The organism is Paraglaciecola sp. L1A13, assembly GCF_009796745.1.
Classification (GTDB): domain Bacteria; phylum Pseudomonadota; class Gammaproteobacteria; order Enterobacterales; family Alteromonadaceae; genus Paraglaciecola.
Window position 1 is genome coordinate 783,429 of sequence record NZ_CP047024.1, and the last position, 20,533, is coordinate 803,961.

Consider the following 20,533-nt stretch of genomic DNA (forward strand, 5'->3'; position numbering starts at 1 on the left):
TTGGCCTTACATTTGGCTTTGTGAGTGAAGCATAGCTTTTGGATTGGCTAAACTATCGGTAGGCGAACGGTCTTCCAATATCACGCGTGGTAACAAGCATTGCAGGTTTATCTTATTTGACTGCAATTAATCAAACGGTTGGTATCAGGTGTATTTGGGTGTAATCAATTGCGTAGTGTAAGCATTTAGTATTTAACAACATTCCACCAATGACATTGCCCAATGATTTGTAGCTACCTAGTGTCTTTACCTCCTAGCCATAAAATAGGGGCCATAAGGCCCCTATTTTACGTATCGTTAAAATTTGCACATAAGTTTACATTTCAAAATCTTTTTTGAAACGTAAACCAAATTCTCGTCTGTCGTTACTGCGAACGATACCGACAAAGCCGTTTTGTTGTAAGCGGCCTTGATCATATACTTCATCTGTAACGTTTTCACCGTATAGACTCAGTGACCAATCACCGTTAATCGAAGTGTACTTCACATCAAATCCAACAATACTGCGCGAATCAATGGTTTCATTAGGATTAAAGACTGATTGGCCCTGCATTTTATCGCGGAATGAGTAATCCGCCTTAAATGCCAATGTTGCTCCACTGTCTAAGTCTACGTAATAAGACGGAGCGAACATTAAGGTCCATTTAGGGGTTAATGCAGGGGAGTCACCTACGCCCACACCAGTGACGTTTTCGTCTACCTGAGTAATTTCAGCATCTAAGTAACCCAAAGCCGCACGCAGAGCGAAGTTATCATTTACGTCTACAGTTGCTTCAAGTTCTACACCTTTTGCTTCAGATGTACCGGCATTTTCTGTAATGGTGACAAAGCCGCCGCCTGCAGTTGGGTCAGAAAAAGGTAGTGCCAAATCGTCGTACTGAGTAAAGAATACTGCGGCTAACAAAGAGACGTTTTCAGCAACTTTACCTTTAAGGCCTGTTTCGTAGTTGATAGAAGTCGTTTCATCAAATTGAACGAATTGGTCTGGACCGCCAAATGGACGAGGAGGAAACCCACCTGTTTGATAACCTTTTTGTACTTGAGCGTATACGTTCAAGCCATTATCAAGCTGATAGGCCGCATTAATATCCCATGTAACTTCGCTAAATTCGGCACTTCTAAAAGCGCGCTCTCCCCCGAAAGAGGGGAACAAGGCATCGGCGTCTTTTTTATCTTTCGAATAACGTAAGCCGCCACCAACAGTTAGTTTTTCTGAAACATCATAAGAAGCATTAGCGTAAATAGCGAAGGAGTCGGTTTCTTGGTGTAAGTCAAAGAAGCCGTACCCTCCGAAAGAAGGCGAGCCATCGATATTAAGACTATCGGGGGTGTTGAACGGACTAAATACGAAAGGACCTGACTCTGTTGAGCCGTCTTCATTGAAGAAGTAAATGCCTGACACGAAATCGTAATTATCGAACGTTCCGTTAACTTGTAATTCGACTGAATACTGGTCAGCTTCGCCCGTTTCAGGGAATTCAGATAAATTTAGTGGGGAAGCATCATCATCTAAGCCTCCTTCGTAATCTGAACCACGGAAACTAGTAATTAACTTGGTTGAATAATTCTGGTTAATATCCCAGTTTGCCGTAATAGATGCGCCCCAACCAGACACTGCGGTCGATTCAAGTCCCGGTACTGTGGTTCCGAGATCATCTGGATCAGAAGGCAGTAAATCTGCGGTCAGCAATGGAAAATCACCGTTAAAAATATCCGTAGGATCAGGACTCGGATCAGTGAACTCAATGGTATAAGGCGATTGCCCGCCTTCGTTATCGTAACCATCAACGGCAAACAACAAAGAGAAGTTGTTGGTGACTTTCCAGTTTGTAGCTAAGCGGCCACTAAATTCCTGTTCTTCGCCTATTTCCTTTTCAGGATTAGGTAAATTAACTGCTTTGCCTACACCGTCGCGTTTTTTAAATGATCCACTTGCTGCAATGCTGACGTCATCGTTGATGTCACCATTAAGGTATAAGTCTGTTGCCACGCGGCCCAACGTACCTAACTTAACTGCTACACTGGCCACAGATTCATCACCGGGTTTTTTAGTAATGATATTCACTGCACCGCCTAAGGTATTACGGCCATACAAGGTGCCTTGTGGCCCACGTAGAACTTCGACACTAGCAATATTTGGTAGACTTAAATTTGAGCCCATTTGGCGCCCTAAATATACCCCGTCCACATACACGCCTACGCCTGGATCAGTGGTAATAATGTGGTCTTGTAAACCAATGCCACGGATGAAAATAGAGGCATGGGCCGAGTTACCCGCACCGTAACGACTGATGTTTAGATTTGGCACATACTTGCCCACATCATCTAGGTTACTGATGTTGGCATCTTCCATAAAACTAGCACTTAATGATGTGATAGCCGTTGGTGATTCAAATAAGCTTTCTGTACGTTTACGGGCAGTAACGGTGATGTTCTCAAAGTCATCACTATTGGCTTGCTCATTTTTTTCGGTAGCTTGTGCATGCACGTTAGCCGATAGGGCGATTGATACAGCTGCAGTCAGTAGCGTTAATTTTTTCAAAGTAAATGTGTGTGTATTCGATATCGGGTGCAAGTGTGCTCTCCAAGTCGTTTGACGCGCAGCATTATTTGCAGCTAATTTAATTAGCCTGCATGGATAGCTACGTCATTATAATTATGATTTTCATTACCGCGCTTTGCATCTACAAAACACAAATAATGCGTATAAGAAGTTTGTCGAGAAGGATCTCTCAGCCAATTAGTATAAACCAAATTATGTTTTACATTTACAACTCATTACACTTTATTAACCTTTTTCCTGCCCTTTTTCCTGCCCTTTTTTATTCACGCATAATTTGCGTAAATTCAGCGAGAATTATGATTTTTGCCACAGATAATTTCTGCAATGTGCTTTGTATTACCTTTGCGTGCCCGGGTAACGTACAATGGCGACATTTGAACAAGTCAGAGCAGGGTTATATGTCAATTCATTGGTATCCTGGGCACATGCACAAAGCCCAGAAAGAGATTAAAGAGTTATTGCCACAAGTTGATTTATTGATAGAAGTGCTTGATGCGCGAATTCCTTATTCCAGTGAAAATCCGGCGATTGCGACGCTTCGTGGCGATAAGCCGTGCATAAAAGTGTTGAGTAAATCAGATTTAGCCGATCCTGATGTGACGGCTATGTGGCAGGAGTACCTTGAGCAAGAGCGGGGGGTGAAAACATTCACCACAACCACCGAACAGCCGCAAAAGATGAAGCAGATCATCGATTTATGCCGAAAAATGTTGCCGGAGAAAGACGCTAGCATAAAAACGATTAATACTATGATTTGTGGTATTCCCAATGTCGGTAAGTCAACACTGATTAATATTTTGGCCGATCGAATAGTAGCCAAAACGGGTAACGAGCCAGCAGTGACTAAAGCCCAGCAGCGCATTAATCTGGGCAGTGGGATTATACTTTTCGACACCCCTGGCATTCTGTGGCCTAAAGTTGAGAATCCACAAAGCAGTTACCGCCTTGCTACTACAGGCGCCATTAAAGATACCGCAATGGAATATGATGATGTTGGTTTTTTCGCAGCAGATTACTTAATAAAAGCCTATCCAGAATTGCTTAAAGAGCGCTTCAAACTCAAGCATATACCTGATACTGAAATTGAATTTTTAGAATTAGCTGCAGCGAAACGTGGTGCGTTACGCGCAGGAGGTAGAGTCAATTTACACAAAATTTGCGAAGTTTTAGTCAACGAGTTTCGTTCAGGCAAACTTGGGCGCATTAGTCTTGAAACACCTGATATGGTAGAGAAAGAAGAAGCTGATATGGCGGCCGCTGAATTGAAAAAATCCGCAGAAAAAGCATTACGTAAAGAGCGCTTTAAAACGGGTTCATTGACCCGCGATAAAAAAGCCCAAAAAGAGCATCGGATAGAGCGTGTGCAACGTCGTAGTAAAGAAAAACAGGCTCGCAATAAGTAACATCTATAGAGTGTGGAATGGTGCACGTTGAATTGCGCAAGGCGAATAGAGTATGTATAGCAGAAAACTGATATTGTTTTGCGCCATTAGTATTTGTTGTAGCTGTCAAACAGTGACAGTGCAAAAAGGTCGAGTAAAAGCTAAGGTCGAAAAGCCGCAAACTCTCCCCTGTAACATCAAAAATATAGATAAGTGTAACGGCGCTAATTAAGCTATTTTATGTAGCTATATCAGCTTAGGTGTTGGCAATTGCCTGCAGTATATCTTGCATTTGATGTTGCAATATTAAGCTGGTGGACAATGGCATTAATGCTGCTTCTTGTTGATCTGCAAGAATGCTTTTACTGGCAGCATCGATTTGAAATTCGAATCCTGAACCACTGCGCTGTTCGTTAAATTCATCGACTTTATCGTCAATTACGTAAAGTGCGCAATGATCGGCCCGCCAGAAGTTCGCTATGTCGATGTAACCTTTCTCACCAATGATATACGCGGAATTCTGTAGCTTAGCTCTGAAAGAACACGCCAAAGTGGCGGTTGCATCGCGATACTGAGCCAAAATAGTCAGGTCATCTTCCACCCCTGTTTTTGCTCGGCGATGACGATATTGGCAATGTACAGGCTGTTGGCCAATAAAATGCTGGGCGATAGCTAAGGTATATATCCCCATATCTAATAAGCAACCACCGGCGAGCTCCGGGTTGTACATGCGGTCGCCTTCTACCCATTTTACCGGATAGCCGAAATCCGCTTTTACATGGACAATCGCACCAATTCTGCCGCTATCAGCCCACTTTTTGGCTTGTATAATGGTAGGCAGAAAATAGGTCCACATGCCTTCCATTAAAAAACAGTTGTTTTCTGCTGCGATATTAATAAGTTGCTGACATTGCTCAGGATTAATCGTAATTGGCTTCTCACATAAGACGTGTTTTCCTGCGGATAACGCGGCTTTAGCTTGTTCAAAATGAAGAGTGTGCGGCGTAGCGATATAAATTGCGTCGACCTCCGCATGGGTATATAAGGCCTGATATCCCTCTAAAGCGATAGGAATTTGATAGGTATTAGCAAAAGACTTTGCGGAATCAATTTTACGCGCAGCAACAGCTATTAGTTCAGCGTATTTGGCATGGCTAATATCTTGGCAAAACGTATGAGCAATGCGCCCCGCACCCAAGACTCCCCAACGCACTTTTTTATGATTGTTCACGTTTCAACACACCTAGTTTTGATTTAACCTCAAGGGTACCTTTTGATATGGTCTAAGGCATTTGCGTTTTTTCATATGGAATGATCGATTCAAGTTATTTACGCGTTTCGGTAAAACTAACGGGTATGCAGGAAAATACCTAAGTATCGCCTTACAGATTTTTCTTTCGCCGAGAATGGCGTTTAATGGTCTCAACGAAACGAGATAATCATTTATAAGAACCCGAGGAATTGACCATGTTGAAAATAGTTAAAACTTCTATCGCTATCATCGCCACATCACTGATGATGACAGGCGCCGCACAAGCAGACGTGGCGGAAGCTCTACAAAATATTTGTACGATAGTAAAAGCAGATGATAAAGGTGAATTACGCAAAAAAATGAAGCGTGTACAGTCTGACTATCGCCTGAAACTACAAGATTATTATGCAGGTATTTCTTGTGGTGGCAACAGCTTAATCCGCACGGCTATGCTTAGCGATGCTGTGGAAGCAGGAACACTATTAGTGAAAAAAATGCCAAAGAGTGATTTATCTTCACCTGAGCAAGACGGCAAAACCGTTATCGCTTGGGCTGCTGAAAACGGTCTAAATGCTTCTCCTATTATGAGCGCACTGAACGACCGTATTTAATCAATACACTCTCGCCATTACGCTTTTGCAGCGTGTGGACGACAACAGTTTCAACATGGTAAGCAGGTAGCGCTACCTGCTCCTTTAAAAGTAGCCCCGTTAGGGGCTATTTTTTTGTCTACTCGCCGCGCAACCTATTTTCTCATCATCTATATTCCTCTAATGTGTACCTTAAGCCGTTACCACTTAGCGATGCACAGCAAATACACGTTTTCTTATAGTAATAAGTACAATAAGCTGACATCTTATCTTCTACTTAGCTAAAAATATTGTTAACGTTTCACGCGACATATTGGCAATAACAGTATTATTTCGGTGACATTAACCATTTGAAGTGAGACCCAACCTTATGATAACAAAGACACTATCATTCCTTATTGCAGGGTTAATGTGCGTGCTAAGCAGCCTATCAACTCAGGCATTGGCAGAAACTGATCCGCAGGGGTTAAAAAAAGAACCTGATATTTTGCAAACTCAAGTAGTAACTCGTCAGCAAGCTCAAGTTAGTCATTACGACGGCGCGGTTTTTTATAGTTATTTTGTGGGTGATACGGTAGGAAGTACAGGTGCGATAGCCGGAATGGCAGTGATTGAGCCGGGGTACGAAATTCATCCACCTCACGTACATGTCGATGAAGAGTATTTGAATGTGGTTTCAGGTAATGGTCAATGGAGCGTTAACGGAGAAACTTTCCCTGCTAATACAGGAGATATGCTCTATGTTGCGCCGAATGATTCCCACGGTATTTTTAATAGCGGTAAAATCCCATTAGTTTTTGTCGTTAGCCGTTGGAAAAGCCAACAACCTAGCAGTGAGTAATGAACGTTAAAAACACTGAATAACTGATAAAGTTGTTGTTTCTATTTACTGTTAATCAGTCAAAATTCACCCTATTATAACTATGGTTGCAATCCTACTTTCGTCAGTTAATAGTGCGCTAGTCAATACTGCGTGGAGTGTGGTATTTTGAGTTATTCAATATTGTTAAGGTTCGGGTACTAAGGGATAACTATTGGCCAAGATTGCATGGTTCTGTTTTTTATTGTTTGTTGGAACAATTCATAGCGCAATTGCTGCCGAGCCTGTGGTTTCAAAATTTTCCGAGCAGTACCAAGCACTCACATTAAAACTGACTACTGAACCTCAACAGGTTCTCACAGAATTACTTGATTCGCCGCCAGCAGTAGAGGCGGATAGTACTGAAAAAGCAGAATATTACGCTATTTTAAGTGATACCTATTACGCCTTAACGCATCCGCAAGACGCAGTTGAAAGTGTTCGAAAAGGTCTGTTATACGTTACCCAAAAATCTGAACCTTGGCTATATCATAATCTTAGGTTGATTGAAGCGTCCGCTTTAGAAATGGCGGGTAAGCCCTTCGATGGATTAAAAATTGTCAATGAAGCTATCTTGTGGGCAAAAGTAAATGTTGACGAAGATACATACTTACTTGGGTTATATGTACGTGGTTCGCTGTTTATCACCTTAAATGAATATAGTGCTGCTGCTGAGAATTTCCTCGAAGCTTATAACCGCACTACACATGAGTATGGCAAAATATCTAAAGCTAATATTGCCGCCATGTTAGGCGTTATGTACGACAATCGTGGCGACTATCAGTTAGCGATTCCTTATTTTGCCGAAGCCGTTGCCCACGCTCGTAAAAATAATGAGCCACTGAATCTTAGTATTGTTCTATATGGGTTAGGTTCTGCTAATTTCTATGCTGGTAACATAACGATAGGCGAGGCACAGCTTACTGAATCTGCGGTTATTGCTCAATCTTTAGGGGATGAGCAAGGTGTGGGCTATGCGTTAATGAAGTTGGCTCAAATTAGTATTGCGCAACAGGACTATGCGCTTGCAGAAAAACAGTTGCAAAAAGCAGCGGATATATTTGCCCGAACCGAAAATGCGCCTATGGATTTTCAAGTTGCGCGCAGTTTATTGGTTGTCGCTCTGGCCTCCGGTGACTATGAAAAAGCTCAGGAGTATCGGGATCATGCAATGCGCTTGTTAGATCCGCAAACAATGCCATCTGATGCAATTCAATTGGCTACCCTGGAGGGGCGTCTGGCAGCAGGACAAGGGGATTTCGCCCAAGCCTATGGCCATGTGTCCCGGGCGCTAGCACTCAGCGAGTTGTACAATGAAAATCGGAGTTCGGAGCAGGTACATCGAATACGCGCGATATATGAAGTACGAGAATCAGAGCAAGCGAATCGTTTGCTTGAGCATCAGAATCGAAGTCAACGATTTGCCTTAGAAGCACAAGAGCAGCGTAATGTGTACTTGTGGTCTTTTAGTGGTATTGCGCTTTTAGTTTGCTGTTTATTAGGTGTAATGATTTTTCGAGTTAAGGCCCAAAGTCGGGCGCTATCAACCCTGGCGATTACTGACCATTTGACTGGGCTATATAATCGTCGCCATATTATCGAACAATTAAATAGACAGGTTAGCGCTGCTCAGCGTTACCATTATGATTTGTGCGTAGCGATTATTGATCTAGATTTCTTTAAGAAAATAAACGATAGCTATGGCCATGCAGTGGGAGATAAAGTATTGGTTGCGTTCAGCCAAGTATGCAGCGACAACCTGCGAAATACTGATTTGATTGGACGCATTGGTGGTGAAGAGTTTTTAGTGGTGTTACCCCACACGTCATTGCAGGATGGGTACAGCACGCTGGATGCTTTACGCAGAAAAATGGCAAATGTAAGTGAACTCGTTGGTATCAACGAGTTCACAATCAGTGCTTCAATTGGTTTAACCATTAATGCAAAAGACCTTGATGGTATGCAACTTATGGCAAACGCAGACACCGCTTTGTATCTAGCCAAGAGTCAAGGTCGAGACCAAGTCGTAGTACATCCAACGAGCTCATCAATTAGTTCTTAATCAGGTTTGCCAGCATATTATGGGAAATACAAATCGAGGGTTTATTCTTACCTCGGATCAACGGGATATCGCGGGTAAAAGCTATCTAGAATTTTGGTTAGTGAGTGCTGACGGGCCAATCAAAGTCAGTACCGCTGCACAACAAGCGTTGTTTTTTATTAGTCAGCAAGACGTCGCCCAAGTGCAAGACATTTTGGCGCAAAGCAATATACCAAGCACATTTAAAGCCTTGTCGCTAAGGCGCTTCGATCAACAAAGCGTTTGCGCTGTCTATTTCTCGCGGACTCAGCAAGCCTACGCGGCAAAAGAACGCTTGCGGGTGCAGGGGGTAGAATGCTATGAAGCAGATATTCGCTTAGCTGATCGCTACCTTATGGAACGTTTTATATATGCCAGTGCAGATATCATTGGGCATAAGCAAGCGGCAGGCGATTTCCCTAGCTATACCAAAAGCCAGCTAAAGCCTGCACAGTACACACCTATTTTTTCTGTATTGTCGATTGATATCGAATGTAGCGAGCATGGGGAGCTATACTCCATAGGGTTGGTCAGCGCGGATTACCAAAAAGTATTGATGATCGGTGAAGCTCAAGAAGGACCCGCGTGGATTGAGTGGCTTGATGACGAAAAAACGCTTATTAAACAATTCGTTCATGAGGTGCAACGCTTAGACCCCGACATTTTGATTGGCTGGAACGTGGTGAATTTTGACTTTCGCTTGCTGATAGAACGAGCCCAGCGTTACGGTTTAAAGCTCACTTTAGGGCGCGGTAACGAAGCGGTTTATTGGCGTGATGCCCCTAATGAAGTGAATCAAGGGTATATCAGTATGCCGGGTCGTGTGGTAATCGATGGTATTGATGCGCTTAAAACCGCTACCTATCAATTTAGCAGCTTTAGCTTAGAGTTTGTTGCTCAAACCTTGCTGGGTAAAGGCAAGTTGAGTGAAGATGTGGATGACCGTTTAGCACAAATTAAATATGACTTTTTACATAACAAAGTCAAATTAGCGGAATACAACTTACAAGACTGTCAGTTGGTTTTAGATATTTTTGCTAAAACCAAAGTATTGGACTTTCTTACGCTACGCAGCCAATTGACGGGTTTAGAATTAAATCGAGTCGGAGGCTCGGTAGCTGCGTTTATAAACTTGTACTTACCTAAATTACACCGTGCGGGGTATATATCACCTAACCGACCAGTCGACGGTGGTCTAGCCAGTCCTGGCGGCTACGTTATGACCTCGCAGCCCGGCTTATATCGCAATGTACTGGTGCTGGACTTTAAAAGCCTGTATCCATCAATTATTCGCACCTTCAAGATTGACCCATTAGGGTTAGTGGAAGGGTTACGCCAACCAGAAGAAGCAATTCAAGGCTTCAAAGATGCGCTTTTTAGCCGCGAACAGCACTTTCTACCTGATATTATTACTTCGCTGTGGCAACAACGTGATACTGCAAAGCGTCACCATGATGGAGCGCGTTCCCAAGCCATTAAGATTTTAATGAATTCATTTTATGGGGTGTTAGGTTCAGGTGGTTGCCCATTTTACGATACTCGGCTGGCTAGCTCTATCACACTGCGCGGTCATGAAATCATGCAAACCACAGCTCGTTGGGTTGAAGATCTCGGCTATCGCGTTATTTATGGTGATACCGATTCCATATTTGTATGGTTAGGTGACGATATACAGGCCGCGCAAGGGCACACCGTGGGCACAGAATTACAATGTGAAATTAATCGACGTTGGACGCGAAATATCACTGAGCAGCATCAGCTAGAAAGTTACCTCGAAATCGAGTTTGAGACCCAGTTTAGTCGCTTTTTAATGCCGACAATTCGAGGATCTGAACTGGGTAGTAAAAAACGCTATGCGGGACTCAAACTGAATAAGAACAATGAAGATGAGCTTATATTTAAAGGTTTAGAGTCGGTACGATCCGACTGGACCGATATGGCCAAGGCATTTCAATTGGCGCTGTATCAAAGGGTGTTTGCCGATAAAGATGTAAAATCTTACATTAGAGAAGTCGTCGCGCAAACACGCAATGGAGAGCTTGATGAGCAATTGGTATATCATAAACGTATAAGACGCCCCTTATCGCAATACGTCAAAAATATACCACCTCATGTTAAGGCTGCGAGATTGGCGGATGAACATAATGCACAACGCAATAAACCACTTCGCTATCAGCACAAAGGGCAAATAGCGTATGTTATTACTTTAAATGGCGCACAACCTATTGAATATCAAAGCAGTGCGTTAGACTATGAACATTATATTGATAAGCAAATAAGACCTATTGCTGAGAGTATTTTACCATTTATCGGGCTATCATTTAGCGACATAACCAGTGCTCAACTCGGATTATTTGAGTAAGCTAGTTCACTGTTGGTAAGAGTCAGTCTTTTCAACGGTTTAGGAAGTAAGGGAGTAATAGTGCACGCTGTAAATGTATTGATAATTGATGATGACGATATTACGCTTACCTTGCTCGAGCATATAGTCGATGAGCTAGTAAGCGGTGAAATATTAGTTTTTTCAAGTAGTATAAAAGCCAATGCCTTTTTATTAACGGAAGATGCCCAGCGCATAGACCTAGTCATTTGTGATTGGCAAATGCCCAGTGTCAGTGGTATCAAAATATTAGAAACATTGCGCTCTAAATCGCTAAATTGTCCTTTCCTAATGATTACCGCGATTCCAACCAAAGACTTAGTGATTAGTGCTAAGCGTTTGGGCGTGACCGACTTTATTGCTAAGCCCTTCAGTTCAGATGACCTGACCCAGAAACTTTCTGTGCTACTAGATAAAATTAGCCAAGCTTAAACAAAGAGATTTTTTTAATTATGCAGTTTGACAACATTATTGATAGAACCCCCTCAAATGCCTATAAATGGGAACGCTACAAAGGTCGAGATATTCTGCCTATGTGGATTGCCGATACTGAATTTCGCTGTGCCGAACCGATTATTGATGCGCTTAAGTCTCGTGCTGAGCATGGTTTACTTGGCTACACATTGCCCGCACACGCTGAAGGTGCAAATCAGGCCGTTATTAATTGGATGAATAAGCAATACGGTTGGCAGATTGAACCAGAATGGTTAGTGTGGACCCCTGGAGTGGTGCCAGCTTTCAACGTGGCTTGTAAAGCATATTGTCTGCCCGGCGACAAAGTCATTGTGCAAACTCCCAATTATCCGCCCATGCTTGCAGCGCCTAAACTCCATGGGCTAACGCGGGCTGATGTACCTACCGTTGAAGTAGATGGACGGTGGATGCTCGATTTTGATGTACTTGAAAAGCACGCAAAAGATCCGAAATGTACGTTATTCATTCTATGCAACCCCATGAACCCTGTTGGTAGCATGCTAGACGAAGCACAGTTAACGCGTATCGCCGATATTTGTGCTCAGAACAATGTTATGTTGTGTTCCGACGAAATTCACTGTGATCTAATTTTAGATACTGAGGCTAAGCACATTCCTGCTGGTAAATTAGCTGCTGCAAAAGACAACTCTGTGACCTTAATGGCGGCCAGTAAAACCTTTAATGTGGCCGGCCTTGGCACATCATTTGCGATTATTCCTGATGCTAAGGTGCGTCAGCGTTTTAATCAGGCCGCACAAGGATTAGTCCCATGGGTTAATGTAATGGGGTTGGCTGCGACGCAAGCTGCTTTTACGCAATGTGATGACTGGTTATCCGCGCAATTAGATTATTTGCGCGACAATCGGGATTACCTCGTAGAACACATTAATCAAATCGACGGACTTCGCGTTCTTGCCCCTCAGGCTACGTTTTTGGCATGGATAGATGCTAGCGGTTTAGGCGTGGCTGACCCACAAGCCTATTTCGAAGAGAAGGGCATTGGCCCCTCCGCAGGTATAGATTTTGGTGACAAACAATTTGTACGTATTAACTTTGGTTGCCCGCGTTCTCAATTAGAACAAGCTATAGCGTGCCTTAAAAAGTAACGCGGTTTTATCTAGCCGTTTAGCTATAAATACTAAAAAGCCGCTAACCTCTCATATCATTATGACGGGTTAGCGGCTTTTTATTGCGCGGGACTTTATTCATACATCTTGTAGAAATTGAAGCTCACTCTTTGCGTCTTTTGATTACAAATCCAATAAAATACTAGCAGGTAGGTTTTGAGTCATGGAGCGGTTTCCCATAACAGGCCAATTTTTCAACTCACCTTAGACGAAATAATAATCGCAGCATTTAGGCCCTCTACTAACATTTGAACGCCTATTACCGCCAGAATAAGCCCCATTAAGCGGGTGACAATGCCAACCCCACTTTCGCCGACGACGTTCAGTATTTTCGAGCTATAAATAAAACAAACGAAAGTCACAAAACACAGTATTGAAAATGTAACGAGTGTGGTGGCAATTTCCATCCAGCCACCGGCAGCCGAATAGTTCATGGCGGTTGCTATGGTTCCTGGACCTGCGAGCAAAGGAACAGCAAGAGGCGATACAGTTATATCAGTATCTGAATTCTCTTGTGCAGTATGCAATTTCGAGTTTGAACCTTGTAGCATGTGGTACCCGATAAGAAAGACCAAAATCCCTCCGGTGATCCTTAACGCTGGTAGTGTTATACCAAATAAGTGAAAAATAGATTTCCCTAATACCGCAAATATCACAATAATAAAAAACGTAATAAGCAGAGACTTTGTTGCAATTATCCTCTGTTCAATTTTACTTTTATCGCCTGCCAAGCCAAAAAAGACAGCCGTATTAGCAACAGGATTCATAATCGCGAAAAATGCCATAAAAACAGATAAAGCATGCTCAACTAATGGATTCATCTTAGCCTTATATTTTGTAAACCTAGACAAATTGCCAAGTTATAATTATTCAGATGCAGCGATATATTTTAAATTAATCGATACTTTGAATTTATAGTGATTTTTGTCATCCTGAGCACCGAGGATTAACGTTAGTTAGGTGACATGGCGTAATCTAAGTGAATGTGCGTTTTTATGATTGATGTTAGTTAATAATGTCTACACATATTTTGCTACATTGCGCCTCACAATTATATTACGGATAATGATTAACAAACAGCATGATATTAACGACCTTATGACATCAAACGAATTCTCCCGAGAACAAGAACTCAACACGCTTTGCCAAAGCGAAGCGCTAACTCATGCGTTGTTTAGTGTGGACTACTTGAAAGGTTTAGTGTTTGCCGTTGCCAGTGCCCCAGAAATTCCTATGCCTGAGACATGGTTACCATGGATTTTCCGTCAGCACGGTCAATTGCCTGACACCGCAACTGCAGACAAGTTAACAGACTTATTGATGGCCATGTTGCAGCATCAGTTACGCTTGATGCGTGACGAACGAGTTACACTAGATAAAACCTACTCTGCGCCCCAAGATGCCCACTTTATTGAGAGCAACGAGTTGCCTTTATCCAGATGGTGTAGTGGGGTGCTGGCTGGCCATAGCCAGCTTGAAGATGTATGGAATAATGCATGGCAAAAAATGCAAAATCACAGTCCGCAACACATGATATTAGCAGCCAAAAATTTAACTCACTGTTTGACTATGTTCAGCACCTTCGCTGATTTACCTTTGGCTTATCAGCAAGCACAACAGCGCAATAATGAAGAGCAATTTGTTAGCCTGCTGCCCACTGTCTTTTTATCTCTAGAGCCAGCATTGAAAACCTATGTTGGTTTATCAGGACAATTAGTCGAGTACTTACCTAATCAGTTTGAAACCTTTAGTCAGTCCGTCGGCAATGTTAAACCCTGAGGAAAAGAGCCTGTGGGCTCTTTTTTAGTTTGTTTTTTTAGCTTTCTGCTTTAACTCGTAATCGAGTTCTTGAGGAGAAATTATCAAGCCCTCTTCGTCTTGGTTAGGAAATACCGCAATAAATACGTCGTCTTCTTCTAAACCTGATGTCCAACTGGCGTACCATTTGTCTAAGCTAATCGCTTTTGGCTCGCAATCTTGCCACTCGCCCGTGGCCCATGATTGGGCAAACTCTTTATTGGGCCAAACTGGCGCACAGTCTTCGTCTTCGGTATTTAGCATTACGCAGCCATCTTGATCGGTAAGGATCCAGATTTGTTGTTGGCTCACCACTTCTTTTACTAAATAGCGCAATCGTTCCTCTGGGGTGTAACGTTCAATCTTGGCGATGCTGTCTTGATCGAGAGCGTGAGTCATATGAAGTACCTATTATTGATATAAAGTGTGATCTTAACTGATGGGCTACCCGATACCAATGGCTTTCGCGCTAGCACAAGCTAAACCAGACAACAAATATAGTGCGCGGGTTACGAGGCGGCTAGGCAGCACAAATCTCGCCCAGCAGATTTAGCTTGGTACATGGCTATGTCGGCGCGGGCTAGCCATTCTAAACCTGTTTCGTCGTATTGGTATTCAGCCAAGCCTATGGATACGGTTAAGCGCACATTTTGCCCAAAAGGAAAGTCATTTATTGTCTGGCGAATATTTTCGGCAAGCGCAATGGACTGTTCAATATTGTTGCTGGCCAGTACCACGAATTCTTCGCCCCCAAAGCGAAATAAGCATTGTTCCGGGGTCAGTATATGTTCGATAAGCGCAGCGGTCTGTTTCAGTACATCATCGCCACAAGCATGACCTTGTTTGTCGTTTATTTTCTTAAATTCATCTAAATCGATTAATAACAAACAGGCTTTTTTCTCCGCTGGTTGTTGACGTTGCTCTTTAAGCAGGTCGATTAATTTCTCTTCCATGGCCCTGCGGTTACCGGCGTTGGTTAAGGGGTCTTTAAATGACAATATCTGCAGTTGGGCTTGCTGATAAAGCATACGATCTGCAAAAGCATAGCTAAAAATAAAGGTGACTAACGTTGAAAAGTAAAAGCGTGCGCTTTCTATCACGCTCATTTCCGATGGCAATAAATAACCAATTAACGCGATATTTATTGCGCAAAGTAATGCGGCCAAACTCGGCGGAAGAATAAAGAATAGGCAAATGATGGCAGGGTACACCCAGACAATCTGATCAGGCCCTTTTAGCCAAATAGTGCCCGAGGCGATGGCGATACAGATTATCGACAGTACCCAACGTGCGAATAGTGTACGTTTAGTGAAATAGACGTAACCAAATAAACCTGCGGTGGTTGCCACAGCCACAAAATCCAATAATGCGATAGACCAATCTTCGTTATAAATTCGAATAACTAAAAAGGGCAGAATGCACAGGGATGCGGCCGCACTAATTGACAAAACAATCTGTTCTTCAGAGGAGCGTTTTTGGTATTTCATTGCGCCCTACACATCCTTCTAAAACGAATCAAGTGACCAAAAGCTATAACCACATACTAATGGGCTTCATCTTTATTGCCAGCATAACCGTTGTTAATCTGATTATTATCTGCATTTAAAAAACACAGTAAATTGGAAGAATTAACAAGTTAGTAACGTTTTCATTCAATTTTTGCGTTTATTTGAAATTAAATTCTTTTAAATGGTGTTATTTACTACTTTAATTTGGTTTATGGTTATTTTACGTAATTATAAATGGATTAACCAACATTATGCACAGCGATGAGTATATTGAGCATGCGAAATTACTTTCACCAAAACGTAATTCTACTAAAGCAATCAGCATAAGTGAGCTGACAAAAGAGCAATTGCAACATTTTGGTATAGACGGCAATAGTGAATATGGCCAAGCTTTGTTTCAAGCGGCCAGTCATTTGTACCATGCTCAGGCGGATGTAAATCAATTATGGAAAGTCACTAACCAGACACTTGGCCAACTCGCCCATCAGGATAAGGTTGCTTATTTTAACGCTAAAAAGTTCTTGTCGTTTCAAATTGCTAAAGTGCTAGACACTTTACAAAATCCGTTCAGGGCTACTTACCAAAGCATAACCAACCAAGGTGGCTCTGGCTTGTCGAAACATCACTATCCCTTGTTCGACAATGTCACTGCTTTATTTTCTGCAACCCCAGTGGTGGTGCGTACGGCGACCTATGTTTATGCCTGTACCGAATGGGTAGACGATGCGTTTCAAGGTAAGGAGTCTACTCATCAGATTTATTCACGTTTGTTAAACCCGACTAATATCTCTTTGGCGAATGCCATTGTCGACTTAGAAGCTGGGTCTTATGCGCAAGATTATTTAGCATGGAATTTTAATTCAGGAATGGCTGCCATCGATGCTTTATTAGCAAACGTGCTAAGCCATGGAGATGTATTGATTGTTTCGCGTAATGTCTATGGTGGAGTATATCAATTATTATACGACTTTTTTGCCCGTGAAAATCGCCTTAATATTCAGTTAGAATGGTTCGATGGATACTCCACACAAGCCTTCAACGCGTTTTTAGAAACGACAAAAGCTAAGCATGGCAATCGCCTGAAAGACAAAGCCCTGCACGTGTATCTTGAATCCCCGTGTAACCCACATGGTTATGTGCTGGATATTGCGGGCATCTGTAAAGTAAGTCATAAGGCAGGGCATTTGGTGATGCTGGATTCGACCTTAGCAACGCCTATATTGCACCAACCATTACGCCGGGTAGACGAGCAAGAACGCCCCGACTATGTGGTACACAGTTATACCAAAGACATATGTGGCAGCGGCGCCACCACCGCTGGTGTTGTGATTGGCCAAGGATATCGCATGTTTCAGGCCAAAGGCGATTGCGTTAATGGCTACGACTGGTCAAAAACGATGTTCTGGGATGTGTATTATATTAAAGGTGCGTTCTTAGATTCAGAGAAAGCCTTTGATGTACTTAATGGCATGAAAACGTTAGAAATGCGTATGTTACAAAAGGTCATTAACACGCAGGTATTCAGCCACTTTATGGCATCGCATCCGGCGTTGAACGTAAACAGCCACGCCATTGAGGGTCACCCGAATAGCGAGCTGCGAGCCAGCCAAATGCGCCATGGTTGGCCTTGCCCATTGTTTACCATGGACATGCAAGGGGCAGATATCGACCGAGATACCTTTGTACGTTTTTTTGATGGTCTAGAACCAGCGTTTAGTCATCAGGTGAGTATTGGTCAAAGCAACACCATTATTTTATGTCCTGCGCTGACATCACACTCTGAATTAGACCCTGAAAATCAGCAGAAAAGTGGTATTTACCTCACCACTATGCGCGTGGCAATGGGCACCGATAATGTGAAAGCCTTAATAGGTCATTTGATTAACACTGCGCGGTTACACATAGACCCAGTTTATCCGGGCTTTAGTAAGCGCTTTATGTCAGCTGAACAGATCGACACTTTATACGCTGACGTTGCCACTCGAGTCATGCAACAGCAGCAAGCATCGCTGGGGAAGATGCAAGAATGGATTGGCTAGCCAAAGACCATTGGAACGTCAGTGCATGGTAGAGTCGTAAATAGGGCTGAAATCCCCGTTGGCTTTATCTATACTGAGCGACTCTTGTTATTAACTCATAAACATTGTCGCTCGTTTTCTTTTCGTAGTTTTGTCGGCGTTACGCTTCTTTCATTTTTGCAGGCGTAAATATTTAATGCCTCATGGACGGAAGTGCTCGAAGGCCAAAGGAACACGCCATGCAATTCTTGCCTAATGATATCGCCAATAATCCACAAGCTCAGTGCGCGAGTCTTGCAACTACCTTTGGCTTTAATGCATTTCGCGGTGGGCAACAGCAAGTGGTTAATCAACTGCTTACTGGTGATTCTTCTTTGGCTATTTTCCCCACTGGCTCTGGCAAATCTCTGTGTTATCAATTTTGTGCGCTGCATTTACCCCATTTAACCTTAGTCGTGTCCCCCCTATTAGCGTTAATGAAAGATCAATTGGCCTTTTTAGAAGCCAAAGGTATTGCATCAGGCAGTATTGATTCAACCCTTAGTGCTGACGAGCAGCGCACAACGATGGAACGGGTGCGCAGCGGTGAAATTAAAATACTGATGGTGTCTGTAGAGCGCTTCAAGAATGAGCGTTTTCGCCAGTTTATCGACAGTGTCGCTGTCTCTATGTTGGTGATTGACGAGGCCCACTGTATTTCAGAGTGGGGTCATAACTTTCGACCTGACTATCTTAAGTTGCCTGATTATCGCCAACAACTGAATATTCCTTTGGTATTGCTGCTTACTGCTACGGCCACAAAAAAAGTTAAATTAGATATGGCTAAGCGCTTTGCTATTTTACCTGAGCATATAGTGCAAACGGGGTTCTACCGTGAAAATCTAGATTTACAGGTATTAGCAACGCCAGAGCAAGAAAAAGATCAGATGCTTTTGCAAATCGTTAGCGACCAACAAGGTTGCGGTATTGTGTATGTCACGCTGCAACATACCGCCGAGCAAGTGGCTCATAGGTTAGCGGCAAATGGCTTATCTGCTAAGGCTTATCATGCTGGTCTTGGGGATGAAATTCGCCAGCAGGTACAGCAAGATTTTATGGCCGGGAAAACCCATGTAGTGGTCGCGACTATCGCATTTGGCATGGGAATTGATAAATCAGATATTCGTTTTGTGGTGCATTACGATTTACCTAAATCTATTGAAAACTATAGTCAGGAAATTGGCCGGGCCGGTCGTGATGGTCAACTTTCACATTGTATTACCTTAGGTAATCTGGATGGCCTAAACACGGTGGAAAACTTTGTTTATGGTGATACGCCTGAGTTGCAAGGAATACAACATGTGGTGGACGATATCCGCAAGGGAACACAATCAGCTGAAAGCGGCATTGCAACTGAGTTTAGTCAAGGTAGCCAGTGGGAAGTACAGATCCATGGCTTATCGACTCAAAGCAATATCCGTCAATTACCGTTAAAAACTTTATTGGTGCAGTTAGAGTTGCTTGGTGTGGTGCGTCCTCAATATGCTTACTTTGCTGATGTGCGCTACAAGTTTCTGAAGGATAAGGCTGAGGTATTGGAGCGATTTGATGCCTCTCGTCAAGTGTTTTTAGAAAGTGTATTTCAGCATACAGATTTTAAGAAAATCTGGGGAAGCCTAAAATTTGATACGTTGTTTCAAGAAACAGGCAACGAACGCGCTAGGGTGGTTGCCGCGCTAGAGTATCTGCAACAAAACCAGTTAATTGAACTACAAACCAAGCAAATGACTGACGTGTTTCAAGTTGATGTTGATAAACTCAATCAGCCTCAACTTGCTGAAAACCTGCATGCGTACTTTGTCAATAAAGAACAAAAAGAGCTGCAGCGCATCGCTATGTTAGTGCGCTTTTTTCAATTAGATAAATGTCTTAGTCATAATTTGTCGCGTTACTTTGATGACCAAAAGGCCCCAGAAAAATGTGGCCATTGTAGTGTCTGTCGGGGGCATATCGCTCACTTCCATGTGACAAACGTTGTATCTGAAATTGATCCCCTAGCGGTGGCAGAGGGAATGCAGGGACTGGCTAAGCATATCGAAGGGAAGGTTAACTATGTTCTTACCGCTGATACGTACTGCCGATTTTTAACGGGGATGAGCATGCCGCTCTTTACGCGGCTAAAACTGCGTCAATTAGCAGGGTTCGGCCTATGTGAAAAAATCAGATATGCAACGGTAAAAGACGCCGTATCGCAAATTTTAGCCCGCGCTTAGTTATACATTTACGGCCAATAGTTCGACAGGCTAATTGTGCAGGTATCAGTGGCGGGTTAACGTGTTTTTTATTCGATTAATCATTGGTATAAAAGTTATGTATACGGGTAAAAAATACTACGAAGTACATAACTTGTTACTGTATTTACAATAAAAACTATCTACTTACATGTTGCTAACATTTACTCTTCACGACTAATGCTGCCCTAGAGTATGCTTTTAGTTAATCACATATATCAAGCGTTCGTCGT

General features: G+C 42.8%; 15 protein-coding genes. 10 read left to right on the forward strand and 5 right to left on the reverse strand.

Features of this window, described 5'->3' with window-relative positions; all coding sequences use genetic code 11:
* Positions 1-316 precede the first annotated feature (316 nt).
* Positions 317-2,575, reverse strand: a complete 2,259-nt coding sequence (locus tag GQR89_RS03235; protein WP_158768735.1) for a TonB-dependent receptor — start codon at positions 2,573-2,575, stop codon at positions 317-319.
* 386 nt (positions 2,576-2,961) lie between these two features.
* Here GQR89_RS03235 and ylqF point away from each other — a divergent pair, with 386 nt between their 5' ends.
* The gene (gene ylqF, locus GQR89_RS03240) at positions 2,962-3,966 is read left to right on the forward strand and encodes a ribosome biogenesis GTPase YlqF (protein ID WP_158768736.1); all 1,005 of its coding nucleotides are present in this window, start codon (positions 2,962-2,964) and stop codon (positions 3,964-3,966) included.
* A gap of 235 nt (positions 3,967-4,201) precedes the next feature.
* Here the strand turns inward: ylqF and GQR89_RS03245 are convergent, their stop codons facing one another.
* Positions 4,202-5,176, reverse strand: a complete 975-nt coding sequence (locus GQR89_RS03245; protein ID WP_158768737.1) for a Gfo/Idh/MocA family protein — start codon at positions 5,174-5,176, stop codon at positions 4,202-4,204.
* A gap of 236 nt (positions 5,177-5,412) precedes the next feature.
* On the opposite strand from GQR89_RS03245, the gene GQR89_RS03250 reads away from it, so the two are divergent.
* The 6 genes from GQR89_RS03250 (at position 5,413) to GQR89_RS03275 (ending at position 12,686) form a co-directional block, all read left to right on the forward strand.
* Entirely contained in the window at positions 5,413-5,808 is a 396-nt protein-coding gene (locus GQR89_RS03250; RefSeq protein WP_158768738.1) for a DUF3718 domain-containing protein, read from the forward strand.
* A 349-nt stretch (positions 5,809-6,157) separates the two neighbouring features.
* Complete coding sequence (locus tag GQR89_RS03255) at positions 6,158-6,628, forward strand: cupin domain-containing protein (RefSeq protein WP_158768739.1); 471 nt, start codon at positions 6,158-6,160, stop codon at positions 6,626-6,628.
* Positions 6,629-6,821: 193 nt separating this feature from the next.
* A complete protein-coding gene (locus GQR89_RS03260; RefSeq protein WP_233269061.1) occupies positions 6,822-8,708 on the forward strand; it encodes a diguanylate cyclase in 1,887 nt (628 codons plus the stop codon).
* Positions 8,709-8,727: 19 nt separating this feature from the next.
* Positions 8,728-11,088, forward strand: a complete 2,361-nt coding sequence (locus GQR89_RS03265; RefSeq protein ID WP_158768740.1) for a DNA polymerase II — start codon at positions 8,728-8,730, stop codon at positions 11,086-11,088.
* A 60-nt stretch (positions 11,089-11,148) separates the two neighbouring features.
* Positions 11,149-11,538: a response regulator gene (locus GQR89_RS03270; protein WP_158768741.1), complete on the forward strand. Its 390-nt coding sequence runs from the start codon at positions 11,149-11,151 to the stop codon at positions 11,536-11,538.
* Positions 11,539-11,558: 20 nt separating this feature from the next.
* Positions 11,559-12,686: a MalY/PatB family protein gene (locus GQR89_RS03275; protein WP_158768742.1), complete on the forward strand. Its 1,128-nt coding sequence runs from the start codon at positions 11,559-11,561 to the stop codon at positions 12,684-12,686.
* A 215-nt stretch (positions 12,687-12,901) separates the two neighbouring features.
* On the opposite strand, the gene GQR89_RS03280 is transcribed toward GQR89_RS03275, so the two are convergent.
* Complete coding sequence (locus GQR89_RS03280; protein ID WP_158768743.1) at positions 12,902-13,528, reverse strand: MarC family protein; 627 nt, start codon at positions 13,526-13,528, stop codon at positions 12,902-12,904.
* A gap of 277 nt (positions 13,529-13,805) precedes the next feature.
* Here GQR89_RS03280 and GQR89_RS03285 point away from each other — a divergent pair, with 277 nt between their 5' ends.
* A complete protein-coding gene (locus GQR89_RS03285; RefSeq protein ID WP_158768744.1) occupies positions 13,806-14,486 on the forward strand; it encodes a UPF0149 family protein in 681 nt (226 codons plus the stop codon).
* A gap of 24 nt (positions 14,487-14,510) precedes the next feature.
* Here the strand turns inward: GQR89_RS03285 and GQR89_RS03290 are convergent, their stop codons facing one another.
* Both GQR89_RS03290 and GQR89_RS03295 read right to left on the reverse strand, forming a co-directional pair.
* Entirely contained in the window at positions 14,511-14,903 is a 393-nt protein-coding gene (locus GQR89_RS03290; RefSeq protein ID WP_158768745.1) for a DUF2750 domain-containing protein, read from the reverse strand.
* A 110-nt stretch (positions 14,904-15,013) separates the two neighbouring features.
* The gene (locus tag GQR89_RS03295) at positions 15,014-15,991 is read right to left on the reverse strand and encodes a GGDEF domain-containing protein (RefSeq protein WP_158768746.1); all 978 of its coding nucleotides are present in this window, start codon (positions 15,989-15,991) and stop codon (positions 15,014-15,016) included.
* 272 nt (positions 15,992-16,263) lie between these two features.
* Between GQR89_RS03295 and GQR89_RS03300 the strand changes: the two genes are divergently transcribed.
* Both GQR89_RS03300 and GQR89_RS03305 read left to right on the forward strand, forming a co-directional pair.
* Positions 16,264-18,051, forward strand: coding sequence for a PLP-dependent aspartate aminotransferase family protein (locus tag GQR89_RS03300; protein ID WP_158768747.1), 1,788 nt, complete (start codon positions 16,264-16,266; stop codon positions 18,049-18,051).
* Between the two features lie 218 nt (positions 18,052-18,269).
* Entirely contained in the window at positions 18,270-20,282 is a 2,013-nt protein-coding gene (locus GQR89_RS03305; RefSeq protein WP_158768748.1) for an ATP-dependent DNA helicase RecQ, read from the forward strand.
* Positions 20,283-20,533 lie beyond the last annotated feature (251 nt).

Bases quoted from the DNA above. Each gene is read 5' to 3' on its own strand.
- GQR89_RS03280 (WP_158768743.1), bottom strand. From the start codon at position 13,528: ATGAATCCATTAGTTGAGCATGCTTTATCTGTTTTTATGGCATTTTTC.
- GQR89_RS03295 (WP_158768746.1), bottom strand. From the start codon at position 15,991: ATGAAATACCAAAAACGCTCCTCTGAAGAACAGATTGTTTTGTCAATT.
- GQR89_RS03275 (WP_158768742.1), top strand. From the start codon at position 11,559: ATGCAGTTTGACAACATTATTGATAGAACCCCCTCAAATGCCTATAAA.
- GQR89_RS03290 (WP_158768745.1), bottom strand. From the start codon at position 14,903: ATGACTCACGCTCTCGATCAAGACAGCATCGCCAAGATTGAACGTTAC.
- GQR89_RS03265 (WP_158768740.1), top strand. From the start codon at position 8,728: ATGGGAAATACAAATCGAGGGTTTATTCTTACCTCGGATCAACGGGAT.
- GQR89_RS03255 (WP_158768739.1), top strand. From the start codon at position 6,158: ATGATAACAAAGACACTATCATTCCTTATTGCAGGGTTAATGTGCGTG.
- GQR89_RS03305 (WP_158768748.1), top strand. From the start codon at position 18,270: ATGCAATTCTTGCCTAATGATATCGCCAATAATCCACAAGCTCAGTGC.
- GQR89_RS03300 (WP_158768747.1), top strand. From the start codon at position 16,264: ATGCACAGCGATGAGTATATTGAGCATGCGAAATTACTTTCACCAAAA.
- GQR89_RS03250 (WP_158768738.1), top strand. From the start codon at position 5,413: ATGTTGAAAATAGTTAAAACTTCTATCGCTATCATCGCCACATCACTG.
- ylqF (WP_158768736.1), top strand. From the start codon at position 2,962: ATGTCAATTCATTGGTATCCTGGGCACATGCACAAAGCCCAGAAAGAG.
- GQR89_RS03285 (WP_158768744.1), top strand. From the start codon at position 13,806: ATGACATCAAACGAATTCTCCCGAGAACAAGAACTCAACACGCTTTGC.